A 25125-nucleotide genomic window follows, 5' to 3' on the forward strand; every position below is an offset into this window, starting at 1 on the left:
AAGGGGGACAAAGAAAAGCTGCGCGCAAAGCTGGAAGCGTTTGAAGCCTTACTGAATTTCAAAGAGAAGGCTAAGCAAGCAGGTTGCGAACATCATGGCGACAGTTCCCCTATTCATGAGTTCTTTAAAGCCATGCACAATCACCATGCCCATCATGGTGAGGGACATGGGCACTGTGGGCATCATGCGCATCATGGGCATCACGGGCATCACGGGCATCACGGGCATCACGGGCATCACGGGCATCACGGAGAGCACGGAGAGCACGGAGAGCACGCCTTCAAACATGGACATTGTGACAAGTCTTCTATGGATAAGGCTTCCGTGAATCAAAACGATGAAACCAAAAAGACTGAAGAGATGCAGCCTTACCTTTCTTTTCAGAGGGCAGAGAATGGCATTATACTCATTTTCAAGCACCTTTAAATAATCCTGTAGATTAGACGAGATTTGAGCTAAAACTGCTCACAAGTGATCATAAATCCTACTCTATTAATTACTCAATAATTCCTAATATTTCCTCCATGGCCACTCAGGCTCATTATATAAGCGTGAACGTAAGATTGTCCATATCTCCTTAAAGCCCTCTTGAATATTTTCTGCACTATTGCCCAAGGCCCGGAAACAATAAGCATGCTTACAAATTGCCGATCCGGCTATCAATACATTAAAGCGTTTAGCTAAATGTTCCATAAAACTATTTTCAATGTCATTGTCGCGCTGCAGCAATTCAAGGATCACCTTTTGCAGATTTGGATCAATGGCCCAAAATGTTCCCATGTGCGAATAGCCATGCATTAGGCCCAACGGGCTACACCATGTGTTCAAAAAAGGAAGTGCCTTTGGCGGCTCCAGCAAAAATCTGTCACTAAAAATTAATTCTCGGTCCAGGAAAATATTGGTCTGCTGATCGAGTAAATTATATTTAAAGAGCTCTTGGCGGGCGGCTCGACCAGGTGCAGTAATTTCCCAAAAAAACGCCGAGGCTTTGCTGGATATTTGAAGATTCGTACGACTATATAAACATGCTTCGGCAAAGGGTATAACCACTTCTGGCATGTACTCCAGTCTTGCTCCATCCTCAACAATCAAGGTCGTGAATTGCCTCGAGAGAATTCCCTGCGGTGAGCGAAAAACCTTTGTCGCCCCTTGACCGAAAACAACCGCCTGAGCATCAGGTTTGACACGCACTAAAATACTATGCTGGTCTCCTTGCAGAAGACCAGCAGCCGGATTCATGATATAGAAAAAAACCTCTTCCTTGTCCGAAAAATAGAGAGGGCTTGACGCCCGCAGCGGCATCCTCTGGCGAAGAGAACTGATGATACTCCTGCCATTATCCTGCTGGACTTCAACTCGAAGAATACCGTGTTTTAACTGTGCATTCATCTGATATCCTCCATGATAACGTTTTTCCGAATCCACATTATGACGTTATCTAAGCCTTCTTCATTTTTAAGATTAGTAAACAAAAAGGGTCGATCACCACGCATGCGCCGAGAATCTTGAGCCATTACTTCCAAGCTTGCTCCAACATACGGAGCCAGATCTATTTTATTGATTATCAAAAGATCTGAACGAGTAATTCCAGGTCCCCCCTTTCGAGGAATTTTTTCCCCTTGGGCTACGTCAATAATATAAATCGAAACATCAACTAATTCAGGACTAAAGGTTGCAGCTAAATTATCGCCTCCACTTTCCACAAAAATAATTTGCAGATCCGGGATTCTTTCCTTTAGAGTATCAATCGCTTCCAGGTTCATAGAGGCATCTTCTCTTATGGCTGTGTGAGGGCACCCTCCCGTTTCAACTCCCATGATCCGATCTTGGGGCAAAACACCATGACTACAGAGGAATTCAGCATCCTCCTTTGTGAAAATATCATTAGTTATTACAGCTAGACTATACTCTGCTACCAAATAGCGAGTTAATTTTTCCACAAGGGCAGTTTTTCCTGACCCAACAGGACCCCCAACCCCAATACGAATCGGCCACACTAAAAACACCTCCTTCACATTTCGAACTTCCTTCTAACTTCCAACATTGAATTACTAAGACATAAATATTCGGGAATATAATCTCTCGTGAGCCATGCCTGCCCAATCGAAGGCTGGTGCACTGCCACCCCAATCTTTGTCAGCTGCCGTTGTTACCCATTGAATACAGGTATCAAGAAGGGGTTGAAGGAGCGCCAGTACCTGCTGTCCACTGGTCTGGCCTAACGGAATAGCCCGTACGCCATTCGCAATAAGAGATGCAGTGCTCATATGGGCAAATGCAGTAAGTAGTAAAGTTAATTCAATCCCTGCGCCAGCTCCGTAATGTCCCCAAATAATAGCCTGGTGACCAAATGGAAATTTAACCTCCGAAGGATAAGTGGCATCAATTTCACCTAGTAATTGCCGAAGCCTTCTACCCATCTTCACACTACCCTCACGGCTTTCAGAGGGTAATTTCATGGCATTCAACCGTCGATCCAGTAAATAAAGGTGCTTCAGGTCTGATTGTTTTGTTGCTTTCCAAGCAAGTTTTACTGCCAGTAAATCCGTAGGTCGCCATGTGAAGTAGAGAAAGGTCTGCATAAACTGAGCTAATTCTTGCTGGGTTTTGATGTCACCGCCCTGAATAAACGTTTCAAGTCCGAAAGATTGAGTAAAGCCACCGGAAGGAAAGGCTGAATCTGCTAATTGCATTAAGCGCAAACCGACCAACGGTGATTGCTTAATCATGGTGCAAAGGCTCCGGCTTCTTTAACCGGATATAACCCTAATTTAGCGAGCTGCTCTTGTAATACCTGATTATAGGGCGTGATCACGCAATCACTTTTCAACTCTATTGGGGCATGCATATTGCCAATCGCATGAGCGGCCAATCCCATTTCCCTCATATTCCCGACAGGAACTACTAAAACAGCTTCTTCTTTTACCTTTACTACAATAAGGTGATTTTCCTCTCTATAAAGAATATCTCCCGGATGCAAATGCCCGCTTTCCAGTTGTATCCCAATATCTCTACCCACATCAGTTGTTTTACGAAGAATCCTCTTCTGGAGTTCGTCCCAAGAAAGATGAAGCTGTTCTATGGTAAAAGTCTCTTTTTCGTGCTGATAAATCTGTTCCAAGTCAGCAAGTTTTCCAATCACTTTAGTTACGATCATAGCCTTCAGCCTCCTATCAACTTTTCGTCCACCTAAAACATAAAGTACCGCTGTGCCATAGGTAGGACATCAGCTGGTTCGCAAGTTAGAATTTCTCCATCTGCTGTAACTTGATAGGTCTCAGGATCCACGGAAATCAGAGGCGTTGCCAAGTTATGTTTCATGTCAACCTTGCCAATATGACGACAGTTCTTCACCGGAACAAGTTTTTTGTCTAGTTTGAGCTCTTTAGCCAACGTTTCCGGATCAGCTGCTTGGGATATAAACGTAACCGAACAAGCGGCAACCCCTTTACCAAAGGCAGCAAACATTGGCTGTTGGAGGACTGGTTGTGGGGTAGGAATAGAGGCATTGGCATCTCCCATAGCGGCATGCATAATAAACCCACCTTTGATCACCATCGCAGGTTTTACACCGAAAAACTTCGGCTTCCATAGTACAAGATCTGCTAATTTCCCCTTTTCAACCGAACCAACCAGATGGCTAATACCGTGAGTAATAGCAGGATTAACGGTGTACTTACTAACGTAACGTTTGATCCGGTTATTGTCATTATTTATACTGTCAGACTCCAAGGAGCCCCGCTGAATTTTCATCTTATGCGCTGTCTGCCAGGTCCTAATAATAACCTCTCCAACCCGTCCCATCGCTTGAGAATCAGAAGACATCATGGAGATTACACCTAAATCATGAAGGATATCCTCAGCCGCAATGGTTTCTGGACGAATACGGGAATCCGCAAAAGCGATATCCTCAGGGACTTGTTTATCAAGATGATGACACACCATCAACATATCGAGATGCTCTTCTAATGTATTAACCGTAAATGGCCGGGTTGGATTGGTTGAAGACGGTAAGACATTGGGCAGGGAGGCAATTTTAATAATGTCCGGCGCATGGCCCCCTCCAGCTCCTTCAGTGTGAAAAGTATGAATAGTCCGCCCGGCAATCGCTGCAATCGTGTCTTCAACAAAGCCTGCTTCATTAAGGGTATCCGTATGGATGGCCACCTGAATATCATATTCATCCGCTACTTTTAGACAGCAGTCAATTGCGGCAGGAGTAGACCCCCAATCTTCATGCAGCTTAAGACCAATTGCCCCGGCTTTAACTTGGGCTATCAGCGGTTCAGGACATGAATTATTCCCTTTTCCGAAAAAACCAAGATTAATCGGAAACCCTTCAGCAGACTGCAGCATCCGGTATAAGTTCCATTCTCCCGGAGTACAGGTAGTAGCATTTGTGCCAGCTGCTGGGCCGGTTCCACCTCCTAACATTGTTGTGATACCAGAAGCAATCGCTGTTTCAATTTGCTGCGGACAAATAAAATGAATGTGACTATCAATTCCGCCTGCCGTAACGATATAGTTCTCTCCTGCAATCACCTCAGTGCCTGCCCCTATGGGAAGGTTAACCCCAGCCATCGTCTTGGGATTTCCTGCGTGACCCAGGCCATAAATACGTCCTGCCTTGATACCTATGTCAGCCTTAATAATACCCCAGTAGTCAATTATCACTGCGTTTGTAATGACCAAATCCATAGCTTCAACCAAAGCCTGGGGATCCTGCCCCATACCATCCCGAATGACTTTACCACCACCAAATTTTGCTTCATCACCAGGATGGGTAAGATCATCTTCCACTTCTAGCCATAACTCTGTATCAGCTAAGCGAATTTTATCGCCAGTAGTTGGTCCATACATATCAGCATGTTGACGGTGTGACATGCTTAAACTCACAGTTCAATTCCTCCTCCCCTTATTTCAGCTGAAATATTAAACTTCTGGTTTTATGAATCCTTGCCGCTTAGCTTGTTCAATACATGTCGTCTTAACCTGACAACCAGCAGTTAAATTATTTGCTCCAAACCAAGGCCCCGGACCGGAAAATCGAACAAGACTAACCGTATGGCTTTCGCCCGGTTCGAAACGAACAGCGGTACCGGAGGGAATGTTTAGACGCATGCCCCAAACTAAGGCTCGATCAAAGACTAAATACCTGTTTACTTCAAAAAAATGATAATGAGATCCAACCTGAATAGGACGGTCGCCAGTGTTTTTAACCGTTATTGTTTCTGTAGACAGTCCTTGATTCGCTTCAATTGTTCCCTGAGCCAATTTATACTCACCAGGTATCATACCTCTTACCCCCTGCGATGTCCGATATTTGATGTTCGGAGTTCGATGCTCGAATTCAAACCCTAAATCTGACTTCTGGCTTCTGACCTCCGACCCCGACCTCTGTTATCCGTTTCGTTTAGCGACCGGATAGCCTGATAGGATGATGTACTGTAACTAATTTCGTACCATCAGGAAAGGTTCCCTCAACCTGAATTTCCTCTATCATTTCAGGAACTCCCTCCATAACCTGGTCACGCCTCAGAATGTTTGTGCCCATCTCCATGAGTTGGGCAACTGTATACCCGTCGCGTATTCGTTCCAGCAATTCAGCGCTAATCAAGGACACTGCTTCTGGATAATTTAACTTCAAGCCGCGCTTTAAACGTTCACGGGCTACCTGTCCCGCAGTATAAATCAACAGTTTATCTCTTTCAGTCGGACTTAGATGCATCGCCCAACCTCCTTTTACTCGTTATTGATCATATAGACATTCGCTTCTGAATTTCTTCTTGATTTAATTCCATGGTGAAGCCTTCTGTCACAATAATCCCCTTTTCCATCACGTAATAATAATCAGAAACCTCAACGACAAACTCCAAATACTGTTCAACTATCAGAATTGTTAAGTTTGCTTCTGAATTTAATTGTTTTATTACCCGACCGATTTCCTGAATTACGGATGGCTGTATTCCTTCTGTAGGTTCATCCAAAATCAGCAATTTAGGCTTTGACACCAGAGCCCGGGCGATAGCCAGTTGTTGCTGCTGTCCTCCGCTCAGATCACCCCCTTTTCTTTTCAGCATGGCCTTCAAAACCGGAAATAGTTCATAGATCTCTTCATCGATATTGCCATTCCCTCCAGATGCCTCAAGGCCAAGTAAAAGGTTTTCATGGACGCTTAACTGTGGGAAAATATCTCTACCTTGCGGAACATAACTGATCCCTTGTCGAGCCCTATAATAGGTAGGCTTCTTCACGATTTCCTCGCCATTGAACTTGATACTCCCCTTAGGGGTCTTAACCAAACCCATAACACTTTTTAAAAAAGTTGTCTTGCCAACCCCGTTACGGCCGAGAAGGCAAACAATTTGCCCGTTTGGCACATGCAGATTTATATCATTGAGTACGATACTTTCCCCATAAAAAGCCTCAAGATTTCTAACATCAAGCATCGCGTTCCCCACCCCGCCCAAGATAGACATCAATTACCTTTTGATTATTCTGAACGTCATAAACACTGCCCTCATCCAATATTGCCCCTTCGTGAAGAACCGTAACCTTACTTGCATAATCCCTTACAAATTCCATATCGTGTTCGACGACAACAATGGTACAAGTTTGAGCTATTTTTTTCAGAAGTTCCCCGGTCTTGTCGGTCTCAGCCCGACCCATTCCGGCAACTGGTTCATCCAGCAGCATGAGTTTAGGCTCCTGAGCGAGCAGCATACCGATTTCCAACCACTGCTTCTCACCATGAGATAAGGCTGTCGGGGTGTTATATCTTTTTTCATACAAACCAATCGTGACTAAGATATCCTCAATTCTCTCGATCTGTTCTTTCTTAAGCCTCTGAAACAAGGAAGAATACAGGGAACGATCCTTCACAACTGCAAGTTCCATGTTTTCATACACAGTCATATTGGTAAATACGGAGGGTACCTGAAACTTCCTTCCGATTCCGACATTGACAATCTCATGCTCCGCATAACGAGTAACTTCTCTATCCAAAAACTTAACCTGGCCTGATTGCGGCTTAACCCGCCCGCAAATAGCATCCAGCAAGGTTGTTTTTCCGGCACCGTTCGGTCCGATAAAAAAACGAATCTCTCCTTTTTTTATCCCGGTATTCACATTATTAACCGCCTTAAATCCATCAAAGCTTACTGTTAGATTATCAATCTGTAAAATCGATTCCATATCTCCACCGCCTCTTGATTTTCTCAATATCCATTGTCCTAGTTTAATTCACTGGGCGTTTTAGTGATTAGTGTGTAGGGCTTGTTTACTAACCTTCCTTGTTATTTTCTTGGCCAGTCCCACAATACCGTTAGGCATGAACAAGACTATAAAAATAAAGGCCAAGCCTATAAAGTAAGACCAGACATCCGGGAAACTTTCACTGATCCCGCTTTTCAAGGCATTTACCAGTATTGCCCCAATAACTGCGCCGATCAATGTTCCACGTCCACCGATAGCTACCCAAATAATCATTTCAATAGATGGTACGATTCCCATTTCGGCTGGGGAGATAATACCGACCTGAGGTACAAAGATTGCACCAGCCAGCCCTGCTATTCCTGCAGATAAACAGTAAACAAATATTTTATATGTTGTAGGATTATACCCTGAGAATCGGACTCTGTTTTCCCCATCCCTGATGGCTACAAGGATCCTGCCTAATCTTCGTTTAACCAATACACTACAAAATACATAGACCAAAACAAGAATTCCTATCGAGATGTAATATAAAACAAGCTTTGTTGAACCATTCGATAAAGCGGAGCCCAGAATACTTTTATAATTTGTCAGGCCGTTCGTTCCACCGGTATATGCCTGTTGACCAATAAAAAGAGTGACAAATATAATAGCTAAGGCTTGAGACAAGATGGAAAAATACACACCCCGGATACGGTTCTTAAAGGTTAAAAACCCAATAAAAAACGCCAATATACTCGGCACTAAGATTGCCATAACAAGAGCAAAAATACTGTTGGAAAAAGGTTTCCAAAACCAAGGAAGTCCTTCAAGCCCGCTCCAAGACATAAAATCCGGTAGTTTTCCGTTGGCAGCTTCTAACTTCAGATACATGGCCATGCAATATGCCCCAAGTCCAAAGAACACCCCGTGTCCAAGGCTTAAAATCCCCGTGAATCCCCAGATCAAATCTAAACCAATTGCCAAAATAGCGTAGGCAATAAATTTTCCAAGTAAATTTATTCTGAAATCGGACAAAAACAAGGGAGCTAAGACTAAACCCAATATGATAACCGAGAATACTAATTTCTCTTTTGAATTCTCCAAACTTCGAGCATCGAACATCGAACATAGAATCATCCTTTTGTCCCTCCTTCCCGTAATACTTTACTATTCGTCTAATGAACGGCTGCTGATGTTAAATAGACCTTTGGGCCTCCATTGTAAAAATGTAATAATTAAGAGAAAGACTAAGACCTTTGCAAGCGAGGTATTGGTGTAAAACTCAAGGGTAGTGTTGGCTGTTCCGATAAATAGTCCACCAGCTACAGTTCCTATCAGCTTTCCTACACCGCCCAGAACTACAACCATAAACGTATCGACAATATAATTAGTTCCTAAGGTGGACCCGATTGAACCCAGCAAGGTCAAAGCACACCCGGCAATTCCGGCCAGCCCTGAGCCGATGGCAAATGTATATGCATCGACTCTTCGAGTATTAATACCCATACTCTCTGCCATTTCTCTATTCTGCATGACCGCTCGAATTCGCCGACCAGTTTTACTCTTATATAGAAGTACGAACATACCCAGGATACAAGTAATGACTAAGGCGATAATAAAAAGACGCTTATAGGGTAGCTGCAGTCCTTGGTGTAAAACGAGCCCGCCTTCCAACCAGCCCGGACTTTTGACATCGACATTAGGCGCCCCAAAAATACTTCTGGCTAGTTGCTGCAACACTAAACTGACTCCCCAGGTTGCCAGGATACTGTCCAATGGTCTATTGTAAAGATGGCGGATCACTGTCCCTTCCAGCACAAATCCTATAAATGCAGCCACGACAAACGAAGCAGGGATAGCAAGGACAAAATATAACCCAAAAAGACTCTTATCCAGATGTATAAATAGATTTTGGACGAGATACGTAACATAGGCACCGATCATGATAAACTCACCATGAGCCATATTAATCACTTTCATCAAACCAAAGGTTATGGCCAATCCCAAGGCGGCTAGCATAAGAATCGAGCTGACGCTGATTCCATTAAATATTTGCAGGATATACGTTCCCATTTTTTCACCCCTTTTCCTGAGTGTATTAGTAGCAACGGTGCAGGCTTTATCTCACCTGCACCGTTAAACCATAATCCACTATGTCAGTAACTAATTACTAAGACCCTTAGCCCAATCATAGGATTTCAGGAACGGATCCGGTTTGACTGGCTTATCTGTGCTCCAGATCTCTTTAATCAATCCATCTTCAGTTACCTCACCAATTCTGACAGGTTTCCAAATGTGTTGATTTTCGCCCTCAATTTTAATTAGACCTTCAGGAGCTTTAAATTCAATTCCTTTAGCAGCTTCCTTAACCTTAGCTACATCTGTCGAACCTGCTTTTTTTACAGCCGCTGCCCATAAGTACACTGCGTCATAAGCAGCTTCGATAGGATCATCGGTTACACGGTCTGCACCATATTTTGCTTTGTAGTTCTTAACGAATTCTTTATTCTCAGGCGTATCTGTCGTTTGGTAGTAGTTCCAGGATACCAGCTGACCCTTCATGTTTGCTGCACCAATACCTCGAACTTCTTCTTCAGCAACACTTACGGAAAGGGTCGTCAGATCTTCGGAAGTAATACCTGCATCTTTAAGTTGCTTGAAGAAGGCGACGTTGCTGTCCCCATTCAAGGTATTGAACACGACATCAGGCTTAGAGGCGATGATTTTATTAACTATGGTGCTATAATCGGTATGTCCAAGCGGTGTGTATTCTTCAGCCATAACCTCGCCACCCAGAGCGGCTACTTGAGCTTTAATAATCTTGTTGGCTGTTCTTGGGAACACATAATCAGACCCTAACAGGAAGAACTTCTTGCCTTTATTCTTAAACAACCAATCTATAGCTGGCACAATCTGCTGATTAGGAGCGGCACCGGTGTAAAAAATATTGGGTGATGCTTCCATCCCTTCATATTGAACTGGATACCAAAGTAAGCCATTATTTTCTTCAAACACCGGCAGTACGGCTTTACGGCTTGCTGAGGTCCAACAGCCAAACACGGTTGCCACCTTATCTTGTTGGAGCAGTTTCTTAGCTTTTTCCGCAAAGTTCGGCCAGCTGGAGGCACCATCTTCGATAACCGGCTGAATTTTTTTACCTAAGACCCCTCCAGCGGCATTGATTTCGTCGATCGCCATCATTTCCGAATCCTTAACGGATACTTCACTGATGGCCATTGTTCCACTTAGCGAATGCAAGATTCCAACTTTAATGGTATCTCCTGAACTACTAGCCGTTTCTGCTGGTTTGGTTGTTTGAGTAGCTCCACAGCCGGTCAGCAGTAATCCTGCCATAAGGGTTGCCGAGATCATCCCAGTTGCCCGTTTTCTCATCTTCAGTGAAAAATATTTTTTCATAACTTACCCCTCTCCGTCCTTGATCTTTTCCAACATGACTGGCCAGGACCGATGTTGAAATATTTCGTTAGCGCTAACATTCTAACCAAAAAAAGCGCTGTAAAGAATGTTCGGTATCTCATTGATACTGTTCATTCCTCACAGCGCCGTTGCTGGTTACAAAATTGAGTTACTCTATTTGTAACCATTATGCCATTTATGCCCCAAAATATTAACCATAAAAAGCAGCTATTTTCCCCTAAAAAACCGGTGTAAACCCCTCCAAATGCTGAACGAGTTTACTCTCATACTCCTGATTTTCTGTACTGCAAGGGCGTATAGCCCGTATAATTCTTAAATAGACGACAGAAATAATCCGGACTACTATAGCCAAGTTTTTCACTTACCTCGTAGTTCTTATACTCACCGGTTCCAAGGAGCTGCTTGGCATATTCCATTTTGATTTTTGTCAAATAATCGTTAAAGTTTATCCCCGTTTTTTGTTTAAAAAATTTCCCCAGATAGTCTTTACTTATATGTACCTCATTAGCAACCAATTCAAGGTTGATGTCCTTGTCAATATGATCAGTAACATATTGACACGTCTTTCTGACAATACTTTCACTTCGATGAAGCTCATAATTCTTAATAACTGTGATCAGACCCCTAACACGGCTGAGATACTCTGACTTCATGCCCTGCATGGAATCAGTGTTCTGAAGAACATTGCTAAACTCTGGATCTTCAACCTTTTGGAGCCAGGTGAACTCCTTATACAATGCCCCGCTTAGGTTTAAAAGCATGATTTCCAACAACTTTGCGGTTTTAAACAGATCTTGATCCAACAACCTAGCCAATTCAGAAAAGGCAGCTTCTGCCTCAGTCATGGCCGCTAAATTGCCTGCTAAGATGAGACCTGCTATTGTTTCTTCTCGTTTTTTCGGATAAAAATGCGTCAGACTGTCTTCAATCAGCTTTCGTTCTTCTTCTCCTCTTACTCTCTGATGATTTTTTTCATCTAAATATTTTTTGGTTCTTTCCAAGGCTTCACTCAAAACATCATCTTCTAAAGGTTTAGTAATAAAATCAAAGGCTCCTAAGCGTATCCCTTGTTTCGCATACTCAAAATCGCTATGTGTACTTAGTAAAATTGAACAAACATCCCATTTTCTGCAGCTAAGTTCACTTAAAAACTCTATCCCATCCATACCCGGCATCTTAATATCCGTTATAACAAGGTCAATGTGACCAGTTGTAAGCTTTCTCAATGCTTCTTTACCATCACTTGCTTCTTCTTCCACACTAAATCCATAGTTAGACCATTTATTATATTTCTTTAACATATACCTTACCACTTTGTCATCATCAACAATTAGCACTTTAAACATACTTAACCCCCCTAGGCTTACTGGTTCCTTTCATTGCGGTAATAAGTCTTATGATGTCTTCAGCAGCCTCTCCAAGATTGTATTTGGTAATTTTCTCATTCAGTTGGCTGTAGTCAAGAGCACTCAACTCTTGCTTGAGAAAATATTTACATGCCTCATAAACCAAGGATGCCTCTGAGTCTCCCTCTTCCAATAGCTTGACTAATTTAATTAACTGATTTTGAATCTCCTGATTTTCTACACTCATTACTTCAGGTTCTACTGGTAAGGCAGCTACGAACTGAGCCACACGGTTACAACTTTCTATTAGGACTATTTCAAACTGACGCTTCTCCTTACAGATCTCCTCTTCATACAGGTTATCTACAGCTTTTTCTAAACGTAAAGATGCTTCGTTAAGCTTGATTGCTCCAATATTTGCCGAAATCCCCTTGAGGACATGCAATAGATTCTTTGCTTCCGCAAAATTACTATTAGCTAAAAACTGATTTATAGTAATATGGTCTTCTCCGTGGTTTTCGATGAATCTTTCGAGGATATATCTGTATTTATCTTGTCGACCACCCAAACGCTCAATGCCGCTTTCGAAATCGAGCCATATTCGCTGACCCGTGACTGAACCATTATTTTCTCGCAGGGGTACATCAAGCGCTTCAAGACCTAGACATATTTGCAAAACCTCAGCCAATTTCAAAGGATCTAACGGTTTGGTTAAATATCCGCTCATTCCTGCCAATTTAGCTTTTTCAGCTACGCCTTCAACAGCATCCGCTGATAAGGCGATAATGGGCGGAGCCTTCAGCCCTTTGAGCTCTAAAATACGACGTGTTGTTTCATACCCATCCATTTCAGGCATGCGAATATCCATCACAATAGCATCATAGCGCATTTTGTTAACCATCTGAACAGCTGTATAACCGCTCTGAGAAGTGTCAGTAGCAAACCCTAAACTTTCCAGAATATCTTTGGTCATTTGCAAATTGATTTGATTATCTTCAACTATAAGGATTTTTTTAGTAGCAAAAATGTCTTGGTTGAGTTTATTTTCTTTCAACGATAGCGGTGCACGATCGACAATTTCCAAGTTCGCAGTAAAACTAAAGGTTGACCCTGTCCCTATGCTACTTCTGACACTAATTTCCCCGGCCATAAGACCGACAATTTTTTTGCAAATAGCAAGTCCCAAGCCAGTTCCCCCATATTTTCGTGAAGTTGAGGCATCACCTTGGGTAAACACCTCAAACAGATGTTTCATTTGTTCCTCAGAAATGCCGATTCCGGTATCTGAAACGTTAAAGCGTAGATGAGCCTGATTGTCATCGTTTTTTAAAACTTCAACAATAACTTCAAGTTCACCCTGATCCGTGAACTTAATTCCATTCGACAAGAGATTCAAAAGGACTTGTTTTAATCTCGTCGCATCCCCTTTTACATAACGTGGAACGCCCGGTTGAATTACATAGCGCACTTCCAAGCCATGGTGGTGGGCTTCAATTTGAACCATACTGCAGAGTTCCTTGATTACTTCATAAAGATTAAATTCAACAGTCTCTAAAGTCATGCGACCAGCTTCGATTTTAGAAAAATCAAGGATCTCATTGATGATTCCCAAGAGACTTTTAGCCGCCAAACCAACATTTTGCATATATTGCTTTTGTTTAGGTGCAAATTGCGTGCTCTCCAGCAAATAGTGATAACCAATGATCGTATTTAAGGGGGTTCTTATCTCATGACTCATATTGGCCAGAAATTCACTTTTGGCCTTATTGGCCTTCTCTGCTTCTTCTTTAGCAACTTTCATCTTATCTTCGGCACGTTTTCTTTTAACCAATTCCTCCTGAAACGACTGATATAAGTCATTAAATGTTTTGGCAAGTAACCTAAGTTCCAGAGACCCCTCCGGCACTAAGCTAAAGTTGTCCTTGCTAAAAGAAAACACTTTCAACAGTTCTGTATAATTCTTAATCGGATACGTTACTTGGGTAAATAAAATGCGTAGTAATCCCGCAACTGCACCGATGATAATGGCCGCTAAGACAGCTTGCAAGATAGCAGCCCTACTGGTAGCATTCCGGGCAATTTCCAGTTCTGCTTCCAAGCGAGCATTCATGATTTGTTGAAATTTTGCTATGGGATCCATAATACTGCGCTTATCAAAATCATACTTATCGTCAAACATGATATCCCGCGCTTTGGTAAGTTTATCCTCAGTGCTTAACTTTAGATCTTCTGTACTCAATCGAAAGGAAGCCACTTCAGGCGGCATTTTCTCCTCTGTCGCCCCTAAAGCATCAAGTACCAACCTCATCGAACGTCTTTCCGTCTCCACAAGCGCATCTGAGTTCTTTTTAGCCTCAGCCAAGAGAGCCATCTCTTCATTTGGGGAATTTAGTTCACCCAATCGGGATATTACATTGTCCCGCGTTTTGGTAATATTGATTTCCTTCCAGTATTTATTCATATGAGTTTCATCTCTTGTTACCGCAAACTTACGTGCTTCATCAGTCAAATAATCCGAAGCATTTGCTAGATCGATGCCCAGTTGTTTAAATTCAGTCCTTCTCTTTTCAGCAGTCTGTTCATCTTTAAGACTTGAACTCATGTATAAAATACTACTGCCCAGCAGAATAGAAATAAAAAAGAAGATTCCTAACATCAAGGCACTTATCGTAGATTGTTTAATTACGATCTTCGGTGGCAGTTTAAATCACCTCCAGAATAAAGAAACCTGGCAGCCGCCCACGACGAAGACACTGTCTTCGCACGTATTAACCTTCTTGTTAGCGTTAGTACAGGCGGCTGCCTAGTTGCACTGATGCGCTAGCCAAGACGATAAGCACGATACTCTCCATTGGAGAGTATCGCCGAGCCACACACCCAATATGTATACTTCGTGGCGAAGGAACGAGCTTATCGCCACACTGCAACTTATTACGCATACTCCTGCAGTCTGGAATGGCAAGGCGCCGTGATGGCGAGAAGGGACCGCTGTCCATGGATGGCCGAGTGTCCCTGTAGCCATGGATGGCGAGAAGGGACCTTCCAGAAAATATACAAACGTCAGTTTATACTTTCTGTTTAGTAAGAAAAAGACAGCGGGGTCAGTTTGACACATCAAACTGGCTCCGCTGCCTTGTTGATCAAGATTATTAATTTTTATTATAGGATAAATTTTAGGCCTTTACAACGGGTACTCTACATTTATACAAAACACAAAACTCGGTTTGTTGATATCGTATCGTATGCCTACTGCCACTGAGAACTTCATAAAAGTTAGTTTCCTTTGATACTTGTTTTGAAACAGGTACTCCTATACAATTTATACGTTGTGTGCGTGCGATAAAGAATGATTTATGGAGTTGGTCTCTTTGGATTACACCCAGTCAATAAACCAGCCTGAAATACTACTGGTGGATGATACGCCAGAACATATTGAAACTGCAGTTACAGTCTTACGTGAAAACAATTTTCGCGTCCGGATTGCCACCAAAGGAAGTACTGCTTTTAAATTAATCGAGCAACATCAACCTGACATCATCCTTCTAGATGTCTATATGCCGGAGCAGGATGGTTTTGAAATTTGTCGAATAATAAAAACTGAAAGTGATTATAGTAGCATCCCTATAATATTTTTAACCTCCAGTAATGATGCAGAAAGTATTAAAAAAGGATTTGATCTAGGGGCCCAAGATTATGTGGTTAAGCCCTTTAATACCTCGGAGCTGCTTGCTCGCGTGCACACCCATATTAAACTTAAAAAACAGACAGAGTCCTTAATAAAAGCCAATAAAGAACTTGACAGCTTTTGTTATACTGTTGCCCATGACCTAAAAGCACCGTTGCTATCTCTCAGTAAGCTCACAGAATATCTGGCTTTGGATTATTCGGACAGACTAGACTTTGAAGGTCGTGAATTAGTAGATGACATTCAGAATAAGTCAACAGAAATTATCCAACTTGTTAACCATTTACTTGAGCTTTCACGCATGAGCGAAATGCCAATGAACATAGAACACATTAATTTAGAGCAACTGTTTGGAGAAGTGTTTAATGAATTAATCAGGCTTGAACCAGAAAGAAATATAGAATTTATTATAAAACCACTACCTCTTATTCAAGGTGACCCAGTCATGATTAAGCTTCTCGTTATAAATATCCTCACCAACGCTTTAAAATACACCCGTAATCAGAAGAAAGCGCATATCAAAGTTACATTCATTGACAATGAAACCAGATTCATTATCTCAGTAGAAGATAATGGGGCAGGCTTTGATATGCGTTACGCCTCTAGGTTATTTAGTGTCTTTCAAAGACTTCATTCTCAAAATGAATTCGAAGGTTCCGGTGTAGGGTTAGCGATAGTTCAAAAAATCTTAAAGAGACATCATGGTTTAGCCTGGATAACTGGAAAAGTTGATGAAGGGGCGACGTTCTACTTTAGTATTCCCAAGGACTAAGTTTTACAGAAGGTCAGAAAATATCGAGGGTATAAAGGAAATGCTTACCGGTTTTAACATAAGGGAAATTCCCTCTTTGCGTTTTACGGAATATGTTCTAATGTTTAAGCCGTTTGTGACTGAGAAAAACATCCCCAAATGCAATAAATTCATTGACAACTATGTCCGAGAAAATCACATGACACATACTGCTGCAGGGTTACCTCCATGTGAATTGTTATTATCCGCCTGTAGCCTCTCCGCTAAACGGGTTTTCCTCTTTGAAGTCTTATTATTGCGAACTGCCATACTAACTGCCTTCTTTGTACCTACTAGTACAAAAACTCTCTTTGCCCTTGTAACACAAGTGTAGAGAAGATTTCTTTGTAGCATCACGTAGTGCTGCATCGTTAAAGGTGCCACTACGATCATATATTCACTTCCTTGGCTCTTATGGATTGTGGTGGCATAAGCCAAAACGACTTCATCTAGCTCTGTAGCGTCGTAATCTACCACGTTACCATCAAAGTTCAAGATAAGCGTTCGTTCTTCAATATCAATTTTAGAGATACTTCCAATGTCTCCGTTGAAAACGTTCTTATCGTAATTATTCTTTATCTGCATGATCTTATCACCAAGTCTGTAGACCGTGCCACCATATTTAATAGAAGTAGTGGAGGAATTCAGTGCCTCCTGCAAAACCGCATTGAGGTTTGCCTCTCCTGTTTCTCCCCGTTGCATTGGGCACAGAACCTGAATGTCGTTGATAGAGTCAACATTGTAGAAAGAGGGGAGTCTTCTAGTACAAAGATCTTTAATTGTTTGGACAACCTTGGTTGGCTCATCTTCTTCAATAAAGAAGAAATCACTGTTTCGATTACCCTTCAAGTCTGGAAAGTCTCCCTTATTAATTTTATGGGCATTAGTAATAATGGCACTGCCTTGGGCCTGTCGAAATATTCTTGTGAGCTTAACGACGTTGACGATTCCTGAGCCTATTATGTCGTTAAGTACATTTCCAGCGCCTACCGATGGCAACTGATCAACATCACCAACAAGTATAACCACGGTTTCATTGGATACCGCTTTGAGTAGGTTGTACATTAGGATGGTGTCAACCATGGAAGTTTCATCAATAATCAACACATCGCATTCCAAGGGGTATTCAGCATTCTTCTTGTAACCTTCAGGTGGCTTGTACTCCAGTAACCGGTGAATCGTTTTCGCCTCTAGCCCTGTGGTCTCAGACATTCTTTTAGCCGCTCTACCCGTGGGTGCTGCAAGTAATACTCGTGCCCCCAGTAACTGAAACACCTTTATAATAGCCAAAGTTGTGGTTGTTTTACCCGTTCCAGGACCACCTGTAAGCACCATGAATTTTGAAGCCGTTGCTGTCTTTACAGCATCTTTTTGCACCTCGTCGTAGGTGATGTCATACTGCGTTTGTATCATTTCAAGAATACCATCGACGTTTGTCATAGGGTAGAGAGTATCCACAGAAAGAATAGCCTTCATTCTCTTCGCTATTCCAATCTCGCTGTGATAAAAAGGCAGCAGATAGATGGAATCTCCTTCATCGAGAATGACAGTCTTTTCCTCGATCATCCTATTGAGGGTTGAATCAACCAGTGATTTCTCAAGCTCAAGGATTTTTTCTGCCTCTTCCAGCAACTGTTCTCTTGTTCCATAGCAATGTCCGTCATTGGAAAGTTCATTAAGTACATAGACAATCCCCGAGCGACAACGTTCAAAGGAGTTCTTATTGAAGCCCATCTGTAAGGCAATTTTATCCGCGGTTTTAAAGCCGATGCCCCAGATGTCATCCGCCAGTCGATAGGGATTAGTTCTCACAATTTCGATGCTATCATTTCCGTAGGTCTTATATATTTTAACTGCAAAAGCAGTTGATACTCCGTTACTCTGCAAGAAAAGCATGACATTTTTAATTTCCTTTTGCTCTTGCCATGCTTTTTTAATCATGTCCACTCGCTTTTGCCCGATGCCAGCAACTTTGACTAAGTAATCTGCTTCTTCTTCCAAGACCCTCAATGTGTCTTCTTGAAAATGCTGGACGATTCTCTTAGCAAATACCGGTCCGATGCCCTTTATGAGGCCGCTTCCCAAATATTTTTGAATACCTGCAACCGTTGCTGGAAGAGTTTCACGATAATCCTGTGCAGCAAACTGCTTCCCGAACTTGCTGTCCATCTTCCATTCGCCTTTGAGTCGTATTATTGCACCGACATTCACAGCAGCCAAGCTGCCCACGACAGTTACAAGGTCAGCATAACCCTTGGATTTAATTTTGATGACGCTAAAACCATTATCTTCATTCTCGAAGGTAATTCTCTCAACAACTCCGCTTATGTATTCCATTTTGAGCCCTACCAATCATCAAGCAATTGTAGACTTACACTGAAAAAAGAAAGCCCTACAGTATAATACTGGGGCTCAAAGCCTTCTTCATTCCTGTATTTACGCATCAGAATTCATGGCACAACTATACGTAAGATGACGGGATAACAACCCGTATTTTTTTCGCCTCCCACTCTGCATCCTTTTTTATATTACTAGCCATACATTTGTTCCTTTCTTAACACAATTCAATTTTCACTTGAATTCATAAAGCTCCGATGGAACAGACATTTCGCGCAATTCTCAAAGCTTTAAGGTCATCCTAATATCTCGTACAACCTCATCAACGCCTCGTCCAGCTACCTTTATGCGATAATTTGCTTTAGATAAAAACGACCAAAATAATCCAAGCTAATCACACGCAAATAATGTGTCTTTTCTGACTCCGTAAGGTCCATTTTCGCTAGTGGTTTTGAATATTGATCAAAAAACTCCAGCCGTTGCACAATGTTCTTAGCCCGATCTGCAAGCACGGTCGTAACGGGATTAGCCATCTGTAGCTTCTTCCAGTAAACATCCATAAATGCACTTGACGGTAATCCGACAATGTATTGATCTTGGCTTGTCAGCACCTTGTTTTTGCAACATTCGGCATCTTACCTCACTAAAAAACCAGCTCTCCTGGTTTATAGCCGGCAGGCAATTCCTCTTCACTTAAAAATTTGAAATTGTCATCACGCAGTATAGGTAAAAATACTTCGTAGGGTATCCTGGAAAACTCACAGGTATAATTACTGGATCCGACCCACCTACCCTCATTGCCACTAAAATTCAAACCTCTGGCAAATTTCGTATAGTTTGAGCAATCATGAACTGCTAAATCCCAGCTTTCTTCAACGGCTATCTTCATGAATTTCAGAGTTAATTCCCTACTCCAAATCGGAGATATATAGCCATGTCTTAAAATATACATGTTTTCCCCGTGATAATTGTCTATGTTATTGGCATTTAAGTGCAATTCTGCACAGTTGATAAAATCGAGTTTTGTCTCTAAGATCGCTTGCTTCTTCTTGAAAAAAGTTTCGAAGAACTCAGGAGTCATTGGCGTTTCAATACCTACATTTTTAATGTATTTTTTCGCTATAGCAATAATTTTAATCACTTTGTCCGAACAATTCGAGGCACCCAGGTTGAAACGCAACTCGTCAAGACCGGCTTCACCTAAAGCTTTCAACGTCTCTTCCGTAGCTAAAGTGCCATTTGTATAGAGATGTTGATGAATCCCTGCATCTCTGAATTTCTTTATAACCGGATAGTATTTTTCAATTTCCATGAATGGCTCTAAATAAACGTAGGAAATGCCCGTGGGCTTCTGTTGGATGGAAAGCAGTAAATCAATGTCCTTTTCATAAAATTTTGTGTCTCCGATTTCCCACATACCTTCGCCAACTGGAGCAATATCATCCAGTTCTCCATAATGATAGCAGAACTTACACTCTAAGTTACATTTGTTCGTTTTCCTGATTGCACTCAAACCGGTTCCCAACAGACAAGAACGACATCCTTTGGGGAATTTGCTTTCATTTCCCACAAAAAAAGTTCTATTCTCCAAAGTTTTCAAGCCTCGGATTTCCGACATTAACATATCATTTCTATGATCGATCGCAGCCTCAATTTGTGCAAAGGTAGCGTAAATGATTTCTTGTTGTTTTGTCATAACTTCCTCATCCTCTGGCAATATTGAAAAGAATTCAAACCAAAACAACGCATCCTTCTTTGAAATTTTCATACATGTCCTCCTATCATTAATTCTACTAAAGATTCGATTCCTATCTTCCTGCTATGCTTTTTCACATAGTCTTCTTCAAAAGACATACGCACTTCTAACCACCGGATCGGATACTCAACGTGCAGCCTTTACCGGAACAAGTACTCCGGATTCTACCCGCCTTTCCACTTCACCCTGAAATCGAGGATAATCCGGCTCCCCGAGGATCTGCTGGATTTCCAGATCGGTAACCGTTTTGCTGACATGATTCAGAAGTTTTTCAAATTTGTTCCATATCTATCCCTTCTTAACGCATCCTGTTTGACAGATTATCTGATTCTCTATTTAGATTTAGTAATTCTCACTTCTTCGAGATTATCCGGCAAAATCCTGCACATACGAGTCTTTCTAGATTATATATGTATAATTATCTTTGCCAAAGTAAATAAAATAAAGCCCTACAGTATAATACATGGGCTCAAAGTCTTCTTCATTCGTTTCATTGTGAACAGTGGCTTGCTCTTTTCATACAAGAATCAACAGACTTTTATATGGCAAACTAAATATGATAACATAATAACTAAAATAAGACTTAGAAGCCGAAGGGAAATTTAAGATGACCAATCAAAATTCAGCTGACATCATCGCTAAATTTGATCAAGTTTATCCAGTATATTCCGATTTTACAAACGTCACCGAAAACTTGTTAAAAGGAATACTTCAGCTTAAGGGCATCAACGTTCACTCAATCACTTCCCGGGTAAAAAGCCGAGAAAGCTTAAAGAGAAAAGCAAATCGGGAAGATGATAAATACACAAAACTAGAAGACATCACCGATTTAGCCGGGATTCGGATTATCACCTATTTTGCGGACCAAGTGGATCTTATCGCGAGTTTCGTGGAGGAGGAATTTGAAGTAGATCGGTCAAATTCCGTGGACAAGCGAGAATTGATTGACCCTGAGAAATTTGGCTATCTATCCCTTCATTATGTCGTCAAACTTCCCCCCTTTAGACTTCAGCTTATTGAGTACCAACGCTTTAAAGATTGTAAATTGGAAATTCAAATTCGCTCCATCCTTCAACATACATGGGCAGAAATTGAACATGACTTGGGTTATAAAAAATGAACACGCCGTTCCCCGAGAAATCCGGAGAAGCTTCTCGCGACTAGCTGGATTACTGGAATTGGCGGACGAAGAGTTTATCAAAATTCGTTCCAACCTCGCTAATTACGAAGCCGAAGTTGAAGCTCAAATCGAGAAGACCCCCACTATGGTACTTATCAATCAGGCATCGCTAAAATCTTATGTTCAAAAATCTCAACATATCCGTATCCTCGACCAGAAGATTAGTCATATCGTCAACGCTGATCTGGAATTAAAGGACCGTTTTTTTGGCTATCTAACGACAGTCTTTAGTTACCTGGGAGTGAAGACCATTGGGGAACTCGATGAAATCGTTAAAGACATTGGAGATGATGTTTTAAATTTCCCTCGCAATGGACTCAAAAACAAACAGGGCGAGAAGGTCAATTGGGGTACTTCTTTATTCTACCTGGCATATGCCATCGTTGGCCGAAGAGGTTCTCCTAGCCAAGTATCTGATTATCTTGAGCACTTCAAAATTGAGACGACTGAAAGTAGGCAAGAGCTCATCCGACAAATCCTTGCAGCCTATTCTTCGAAATCTTAACGAAAGTTCACAGCCGAAAATTGGCTGTACTTCATTTAAAAACTATCGATCTACCTTAGGGCTGTGGCTCATAAGGATGTATTCCTCTTAGGTAAGCCCCATCCCTTGATTTAGGGTAGCATCCGCTGTCCCCATGTAAAGTCTTGATATGGGGTCGACGAAATATGTAAGGCTCAAGACACTGAGACGATGGTCTCGCGAACCGTAATATTAAGAATAGAACCATCTTTAAGCGGCTAAAGCCCTAAATTCGATTGGGCTAAGGCCGTTTAGTCTTTTTTGTAATCTCTTAGTATTATAGAAGCTCATATATTCATCTATTGCATAAGCTAAATCTTCAAAGGTATGATATTTGTGCAAGTAGTATTTTTCACACTTGAGGATACCCCAAAAGGCTTCCATTGGACAACGTCATAAGCTACGGCATTTTTGCTAACCAATCGGCTAAGCAATGTCTTAATTGTTTTTGGTTTCCAGTCCGTTGTACCCTTCAGTTCCTTAATGACATCACTGGAACCGAGAGGAGACTCATTCTATAATACTTTCATTACCAGCCATTCAGCATCGGATATTTGCGGGATGTTTTGCATTTTTTCACCTGCCTACATTCGTAATGGGAGAATGCACTTTCAGAACAAAACGACTATCTCAAGGGCAAATATGATTATGATATGCTGGCAAATAAGGAAATCCAGGTCGAGGATTTGAATGAAAAGGCCACGGAGTCTCGACAATTTCTTCAGAGTCTATCTGATGCTCATAAAAACGGCTGGGCAGTGACCGATGAAAAGTTGCATGATCTTATTGAAAAACACCTTAATTTTCTCAACAGTCATGGCCTAAATATTGATGCCAAGTCGTTTGTAAGTCAGACAAGGTTTTTTTTAGAGGATGATTTTCATCGGAATATGCTTGAACGCCAACAACTTGGGCTTTGTTACTACCTGTGTATTGCTGCTGAGACATATGCGTCCTTAAAGTAGGTTCAAGTCGCCATCGGGACATGGCGGAAATTCCAATTTGGTCATGCTTTCGACATCATGCTCCACGATAAACTCATCCCGCTCCTCTTCCGGGATCCCAAGCAGGATGAGCGCCTGGGTGTAGGTCAAATTCGCCATTTCACATGGCCTCTTGAATTTTTGCCCCTAACTCGAGCACACACTCGGTCATTCAGGTATAATGGTGATAATCATTCTTTTGGAGGAGGGGCTTAATGATAATCCAAGAAATAGGAATTAGAGGGGTCATTTTCACCTACGAAGATGACATTTCAGTATATTTGATCAAAGGAGATCATCAAATTGTTTTATGCGATACGCACTTAGGTCCGCGATCCATGAACGTAGTAAAGGATTATCTCTTGACTCAATCATCCCCAAAAGAACTCCTTGTCTTTAATTCTCACTCTGATTGGGATCATATCTGGGGAAATTGTGCCTTCAAGGGTGCAAAAATTATTGGACATGAAAAGCTAAAACCGCGCATGCAGGAAATCGGATACTACGAATTAGACCTATTACGAAAATTCCATAACGGGGAAATTCAACTTAGGTATCCGAACCTTACATTTAGTGAAAAGCTTTCCTTGGAAGATGAGGATATAGAGTTTATCTATGCGCCAGGACATACGATCGACTCTGCACTATGCTTTGATCGGAGAGATTCTATATTATTTATTGGAGATCTTGTTGAGTATCCCATTCCCTATCTTGATTATTATGATCTCGATGTATTTATTAAAACTTTAGAGTTGATTAAGCACTTCCCCGCACAAATCAAGATTTCGGCTCATTCCGGTATTGTTGATAATGACTTAATCGAACGTAATCTTTCCTATATTCAAGGGATTCAACTTGGTCAACCCATCGCACCCGAAATGATTGAGTCATCCGCCGAAGTGCATCAATATAATTTAAATAATCGTTTACTTCTCAAGTATGAACCATTCATTCGAGAGAAATTAGGCGAAAGCTTTGATTATACATCTTATAAGAACAACTTTATGGACATAGGACAAGTGAATTCGGATGATTTTGAAGCAACACTCGCAAAGTATCTTAGAGGTTTATAGAATCTTTCCACCGACACAAAGATTAATTCAACACTGCCCATGGCTTATCACCCCTTGAACACATTCCGATTTACAACGGCCATGAACACAGTCTTCTAAGGGATAACCCATTTAGATAATTCCCCTTGGTTCTTGAACACACCGCATCACCCACTACGAAAACCTGGTAACCGTTGGCAAGCAAATAAATTCGTCACTGGTGACGAATTTAACCTACAACCTACACCCAGGCGCTCATCCTTCTTGGGATCTCGGAAGCGGAGCGGGATGAGCTAAATGAATCTTATAATGTAATATTAAAAATCACACGAAAATTAGAACCATGAGGATTAGATTGAATATCCAATTTAGCTTTATGTTGGTTAATAATACTGGAGCATACTGCCAATCCTAACCCGGTACCCTTCTCTTTAGTTGTAAAAAATGGAGTACCTATCTTTGCCATTATTTCAGGCGTTATACCTTGACCCTGATCTTGAATTTCCAATATCACTTTATTATTTAATTTATAGGTTCTTATTGTCAAACAACCACCAAAAGGCATAGATTCGAAGCCGTTGTTTGCCAAATTAAGGATGACTTGACTTATCTCCTTTTCGTCTAACAATAATCTTGGTATCTTTCCTAAATCAGTTTTTATTTCATACAGCAAATTGGTATCTAATAATGGAACTAATTTTAGGATTATATGATTAAGGTCTTTATCCTCATAAACGATCTTTTTATCTTTTGAAAACCCAAGGAAATCTGTAATAATCGAATTTGCCCTGTCAATTTCATCTATCATTAAATCAAAAAATTCCTTATCCTTTTTATTAAG

At 41.5% G+C, this 25125-nt stretch carries 25 protein-coding genes and 1 pseudogene; 7 read left to right on the forward strand and 19 right to left on the reverse strand.

Going from position 1 to position 25125, the window contains the following annotated elements:
• Positions 1-426: hypothetical protein (locus tag DOT_RS31440; RefSeq protein ID WP_040412747.1), on the forward strand; the 426-nt coding region annotated here is incomplete at its 5' end.
• An 84-nt stretch (positions 427-510) separates the two neighbouring features.
• Here DOT_RS31440 and DOT_RS18065 read toward each other — a convergent pair.
• From DOT_RS18065 to DOT_RS18130, 14 genes are all read right to left on the reverse strand, one after another.
• Complete coding sequence (locus DOT_RS18065; RefSeq protein WP_009621829.1) at positions 511-1389, reverse strand: urease accessory protein UreD; 879 nt, start codon at positions 1387-1389, stop codon at positions 511-513.
• On the reverse strand, positions 1386-1997 hold the full coding sequence (gene ureG, locus DOT_RS18070; protein ID WP_009621831.1) for an urease accessory protein UreG: 612 nt from the start codon (positions 1995-1997) through the stop codon (positions 1386-1388). The genes DOT_RS18065 and ureG overlap by 4 nt, the downstream gene beginning before the upstream one ends.
• 54 nt (positions 1998-2051) lie before the next feature.
• The gene (locus tag DOT_RS18075) at positions 2052-2729 is read right to left on the reverse strand and encodes an urease accessory protein UreF (protein ID WP_009621833.1); all 678 of its coding nucleotides are present in this window, start codon (positions 2727-2729) and stop codon (positions 2052-2054) included.
• Positions 2726-3157: an urease accessory protein UreE gene (locus tag DOT_RS18080; RefSeq protein WP_009621835.1), complete on the reverse strand. Its 432-nt coding sequence runs from the start codon at positions 3155-3157 to the stop codon at positions 2726-2728. Before DOT_RS18080 ends, DOT_RS18075 begins: the two co-directional genes overlap by 4 nt.
• A 32-nt stretch (positions 3158-3189) precedes the next feature.
• Positions 3190-4896, reverse strand: coding sequence for an urease subunit alpha (ureC, locus tag DOT_RS18085; RefSeq protein WP_009621836.1), 1707 nt, complete (start codon positions 4894-4896; stop codon positions 3190-3192).
• A gap of 36 nt (positions 4897-4932) precedes the next feature.
• Positions 4933-5295: an urease subunit beta gene (gene ureB, locus DOT_RS18090; RefSeq protein WP_009621837.1), complete on the reverse strand. Its 363-nt coding sequence runs from the start codon at positions 5293-5295 to the stop codon at positions 4933-4935.
• A 118-nt stretch (positions 5296-5413) separates the two neighbouring features.
• Positions 5414-5728, reverse strand: coding sequence for an urease subunit gamma (locus tag DOT_RS18095; protein ID WP_009621838.1), 315 nt, complete (start codon positions 5726-5728; stop codon positions 5414-5416).
• Positions 5729-5756: 28 nt separating this feature from the next.
• A complete protein-coding gene (gene urtE / locus DOT_RS18100; RefSeq protein ID WP_009621839.1) occupies positions 5757-6449 on the reverse strand; it encodes an urea ABC transporter ATP-binding subunit UrtE in 693 nt (230 codons plus the stop codon).
• Positions 6442-7194 carry an urea ABC transporter ATP-binding protein UrtD gene (urtD, locus tag DOT_RS18105; protein ID WP_009621840.1) on the reverse strand — a complete coding sequence of 251 codons (753 nt, stop codon included), beginning with the start codon at positions 7192-7194 and terminating at the stop codon, positions 6442-6444. Before urtD ends, urtE begins: the two co-directional genes overlap by 8 nt.
• A gap of 60 nt (positions 7195-7254) precedes the next feature.
• A complete protein-coding gene (urtC, locus tag DOT_RS18110) occupies positions 7255-8331 on the reverse strand; it encodes an urea ABC transporter permease subunit UrtC (protein ID WP_009621844.1) in 1077 nt (358 codons plus the stop codon).
• 30 nt (positions 8332-8361) lie between these two features.
• Positions 8362-9267: an urea ABC transporter permease subunit UrtB gene (urtB, locus tag DOT_RS18115; RefSeq protein ID WP_009621846.1), complete on the reverse strand. Its 906-nt coding sequence runs from the start codon at positions 9265-9267 to the stop codon at positions 8362-8364.
• Positions 9268-9357: 90 nt separating this feature from the next.
• Positions 9358-10611 carry an urea ABC transporter substrate-binding protein gene (urtA, locus tag DOT_RS18120; protein ID WP_040412751.1) on the reverse strand — a complete coding sequence of 418 codons (1254 nt, stop codon included), beginning with the start codon at positions 10609-10611 and terminating at the stop codon, positions 9358-9360.
• Positions 10612-10895: 284 nt separating this feature from the next.
• Entirely contained in the window at positions 10896-11978 is a 1083-nt protein-coding gene (locus DOT_RS18125) for a response regulator (RefSeq protein ID WP_009621851.1), read from the reverse strand.
• A complete protein-coding gene (locus DOT_RS18130) occupies positions 11971-14580 on the reverse strand; it encodes an ATP-binding protein (RefSeq protein WP_009621853.1) in 2610 nt (869 codons plus the stop codon). The genes DOT_RS18125 and DOT_RS18130 overlap by 8 nt, the downstream gene beginning before the upstream one ends.
• Here DOT_RS18130 and DOT_RS29845 point away from each other — a divergent pair.
• The gene (locus DOT_RS29845) at positions 14579-14785 is read left to right on the forward strand and encodes a hypothetical protein (protein ID WP_009621855.1); all 207 of its coding nucleotides are present in this window, start codon (positions 14579-14581) and stop codon (positions 14783-14785) included. The two genes, DOT_RS18130 and DOT_RS29845, sit on opposite strands and share 2 nt — an antisense overlap.
• Positions 14786-15346: 561 nt before the next feature.
• The gene (locus DOT_RS18135; protein WP_242833863.1) at positions 15347-16435 is read left to right on the forward strand and encodes a response regulator; all 1089 of its coding nucleotides are present in this window, start codon (positions 15347-15349) and stop codon (positions 16433-16435) included.
• A 174-nt stretch (positions 16436-16609) separates the two neighbouring features.
• Here the strand turns inward: DOT_RS18135 and DOT_RS18140 are convergent, their stop codons facing one another.
• The 3 genes from DOT_RS18140 to DOT_RS18150 all read right to left on the reverse strand — a co-directional run bounded on the left by DOT_RS18140 (position 16610) and on the right by DOT_RS18150 (position 20558).
• Positions 16610-18790 carry an ATP-dependent RecD-like DNA helicase gene (locus DOT_RS18140; protein ID WP_009621859.1) on the reverse strand — a complete coding sequence of 727 codons (2181 nt, stop codon included), beginning with the start codon at positions 18788-18790 and terminating at the stop codon, positions 16610-16612.
• 344 nt (positions 18791-19134) lie between these two features.
• Positions 19135-19401: a hypothetical protein gene (locus DOT_RS18145; RefSeq protein ID WP_157998486.1), complete on the reverse strand. Its 267-nt coding sequence runs from the start codon at positions 19399-19401 to the stop codon at positions 19135-19137.
• Positions 19402-19433: 32 nt separating this feature from the next.
• The gene (locus tag DOT_RS18150) at positions 19434-20558 is read right to left on the reverse strand and encodes a radical SAM protein (RefSeq protein WP_009621863.1); all 1125 of its coding nucleotides are present in this window, start codon (positions 20556-20558) and stop codon (positions 19434-19436) included.
• Positions 20559-21153: 595 nt separating this feature from the next.
• Here DOT_RS18150 and DOT_RS31950 point away from each other — a divergent pair.
• The 3 genes from DOT_RS31950 (at position 21154) to DOT_RS18160 (ending at position 23214) form a co-directional block, all read left to right on the forward strand.
• The gene (locus DOT_RS31950) at positions 21154-21666 is read left to right on the forward strand and encodes a RelA/SpoT domain-containing protein (protein WP_009621865.1); all 513 of its coding nucleotides are present in this window, start codon (positions 21154-21156) and stop codon (positions 21664-21666) included.
• A complete protein-coding gene (locus DOT_RS31955) occupies positions 21644-22231 on the forward strand; it encodes a hypothetical protein (protein ID WP_242833864.1) in 588 nt (195 codons plus the stop codon). Before DOT_RS31950 ends, DOT_RS31955 begins: the two co-directional genes overlap by 23 nt.
• A 671-nt stretch (positions 22232-22902) precedes the next feature.
• A complete protein-coding gene (locus tag DOT_RS18160) occupies positions 22903-23214 on the forward strand; it encodes a TipAS antibiotic-recognition domain-containing protein (protein ID WP_009621871.1) in 312 nt (103 codons plus the stop codon).
• 30 nt (positions 23215-23244) lie between these two features.
• Here DOT_RS18160 and DOT_RS28855 read toward each other — a convergent pair.
• Positions 23245-23352, reverse strand: a pseudogene (locus tag DOT_RS28855) (DUF3102 domain-containing protein); the annotation flags it as partial.
• 95 nt (positions 23353-23447) lie between these two features.
• Here DOT_RS28855 and DOT_RS18165 point away from each other — a divergent pair.
• Entirely contained in the window at positions 23448-24305 is an 858-nt protein-coding gene (locus DOT_RS18165; protein WP_009621874.1) for an MBL fold metallo-hydrolase, read from the forward strand.
• Positions 24306-24588: 283 nt separating this feature from the next.
• On the opposite strand, the gene DOT_RS18170 is transcribed toward DOT_RS18165, so the two are convergent.
• The coding region (locus tag DOT_RS18170; RefSeq protein ID WP_009621875.1) for an ATP-binding protein at positions 24589-25125 on the reverse strand (537 nt) is incomplete at its 5' end.

The sequence above is a fragment of the Desulfosporosinus sp. OT genome, assembly GCF_000224515.1.
Lineage (GTDB): Bacteria > Bacillota > Desulfitobacteriia > Desulfitobacteriales > Desulfitobacteriaceae > Desulfosporosinus.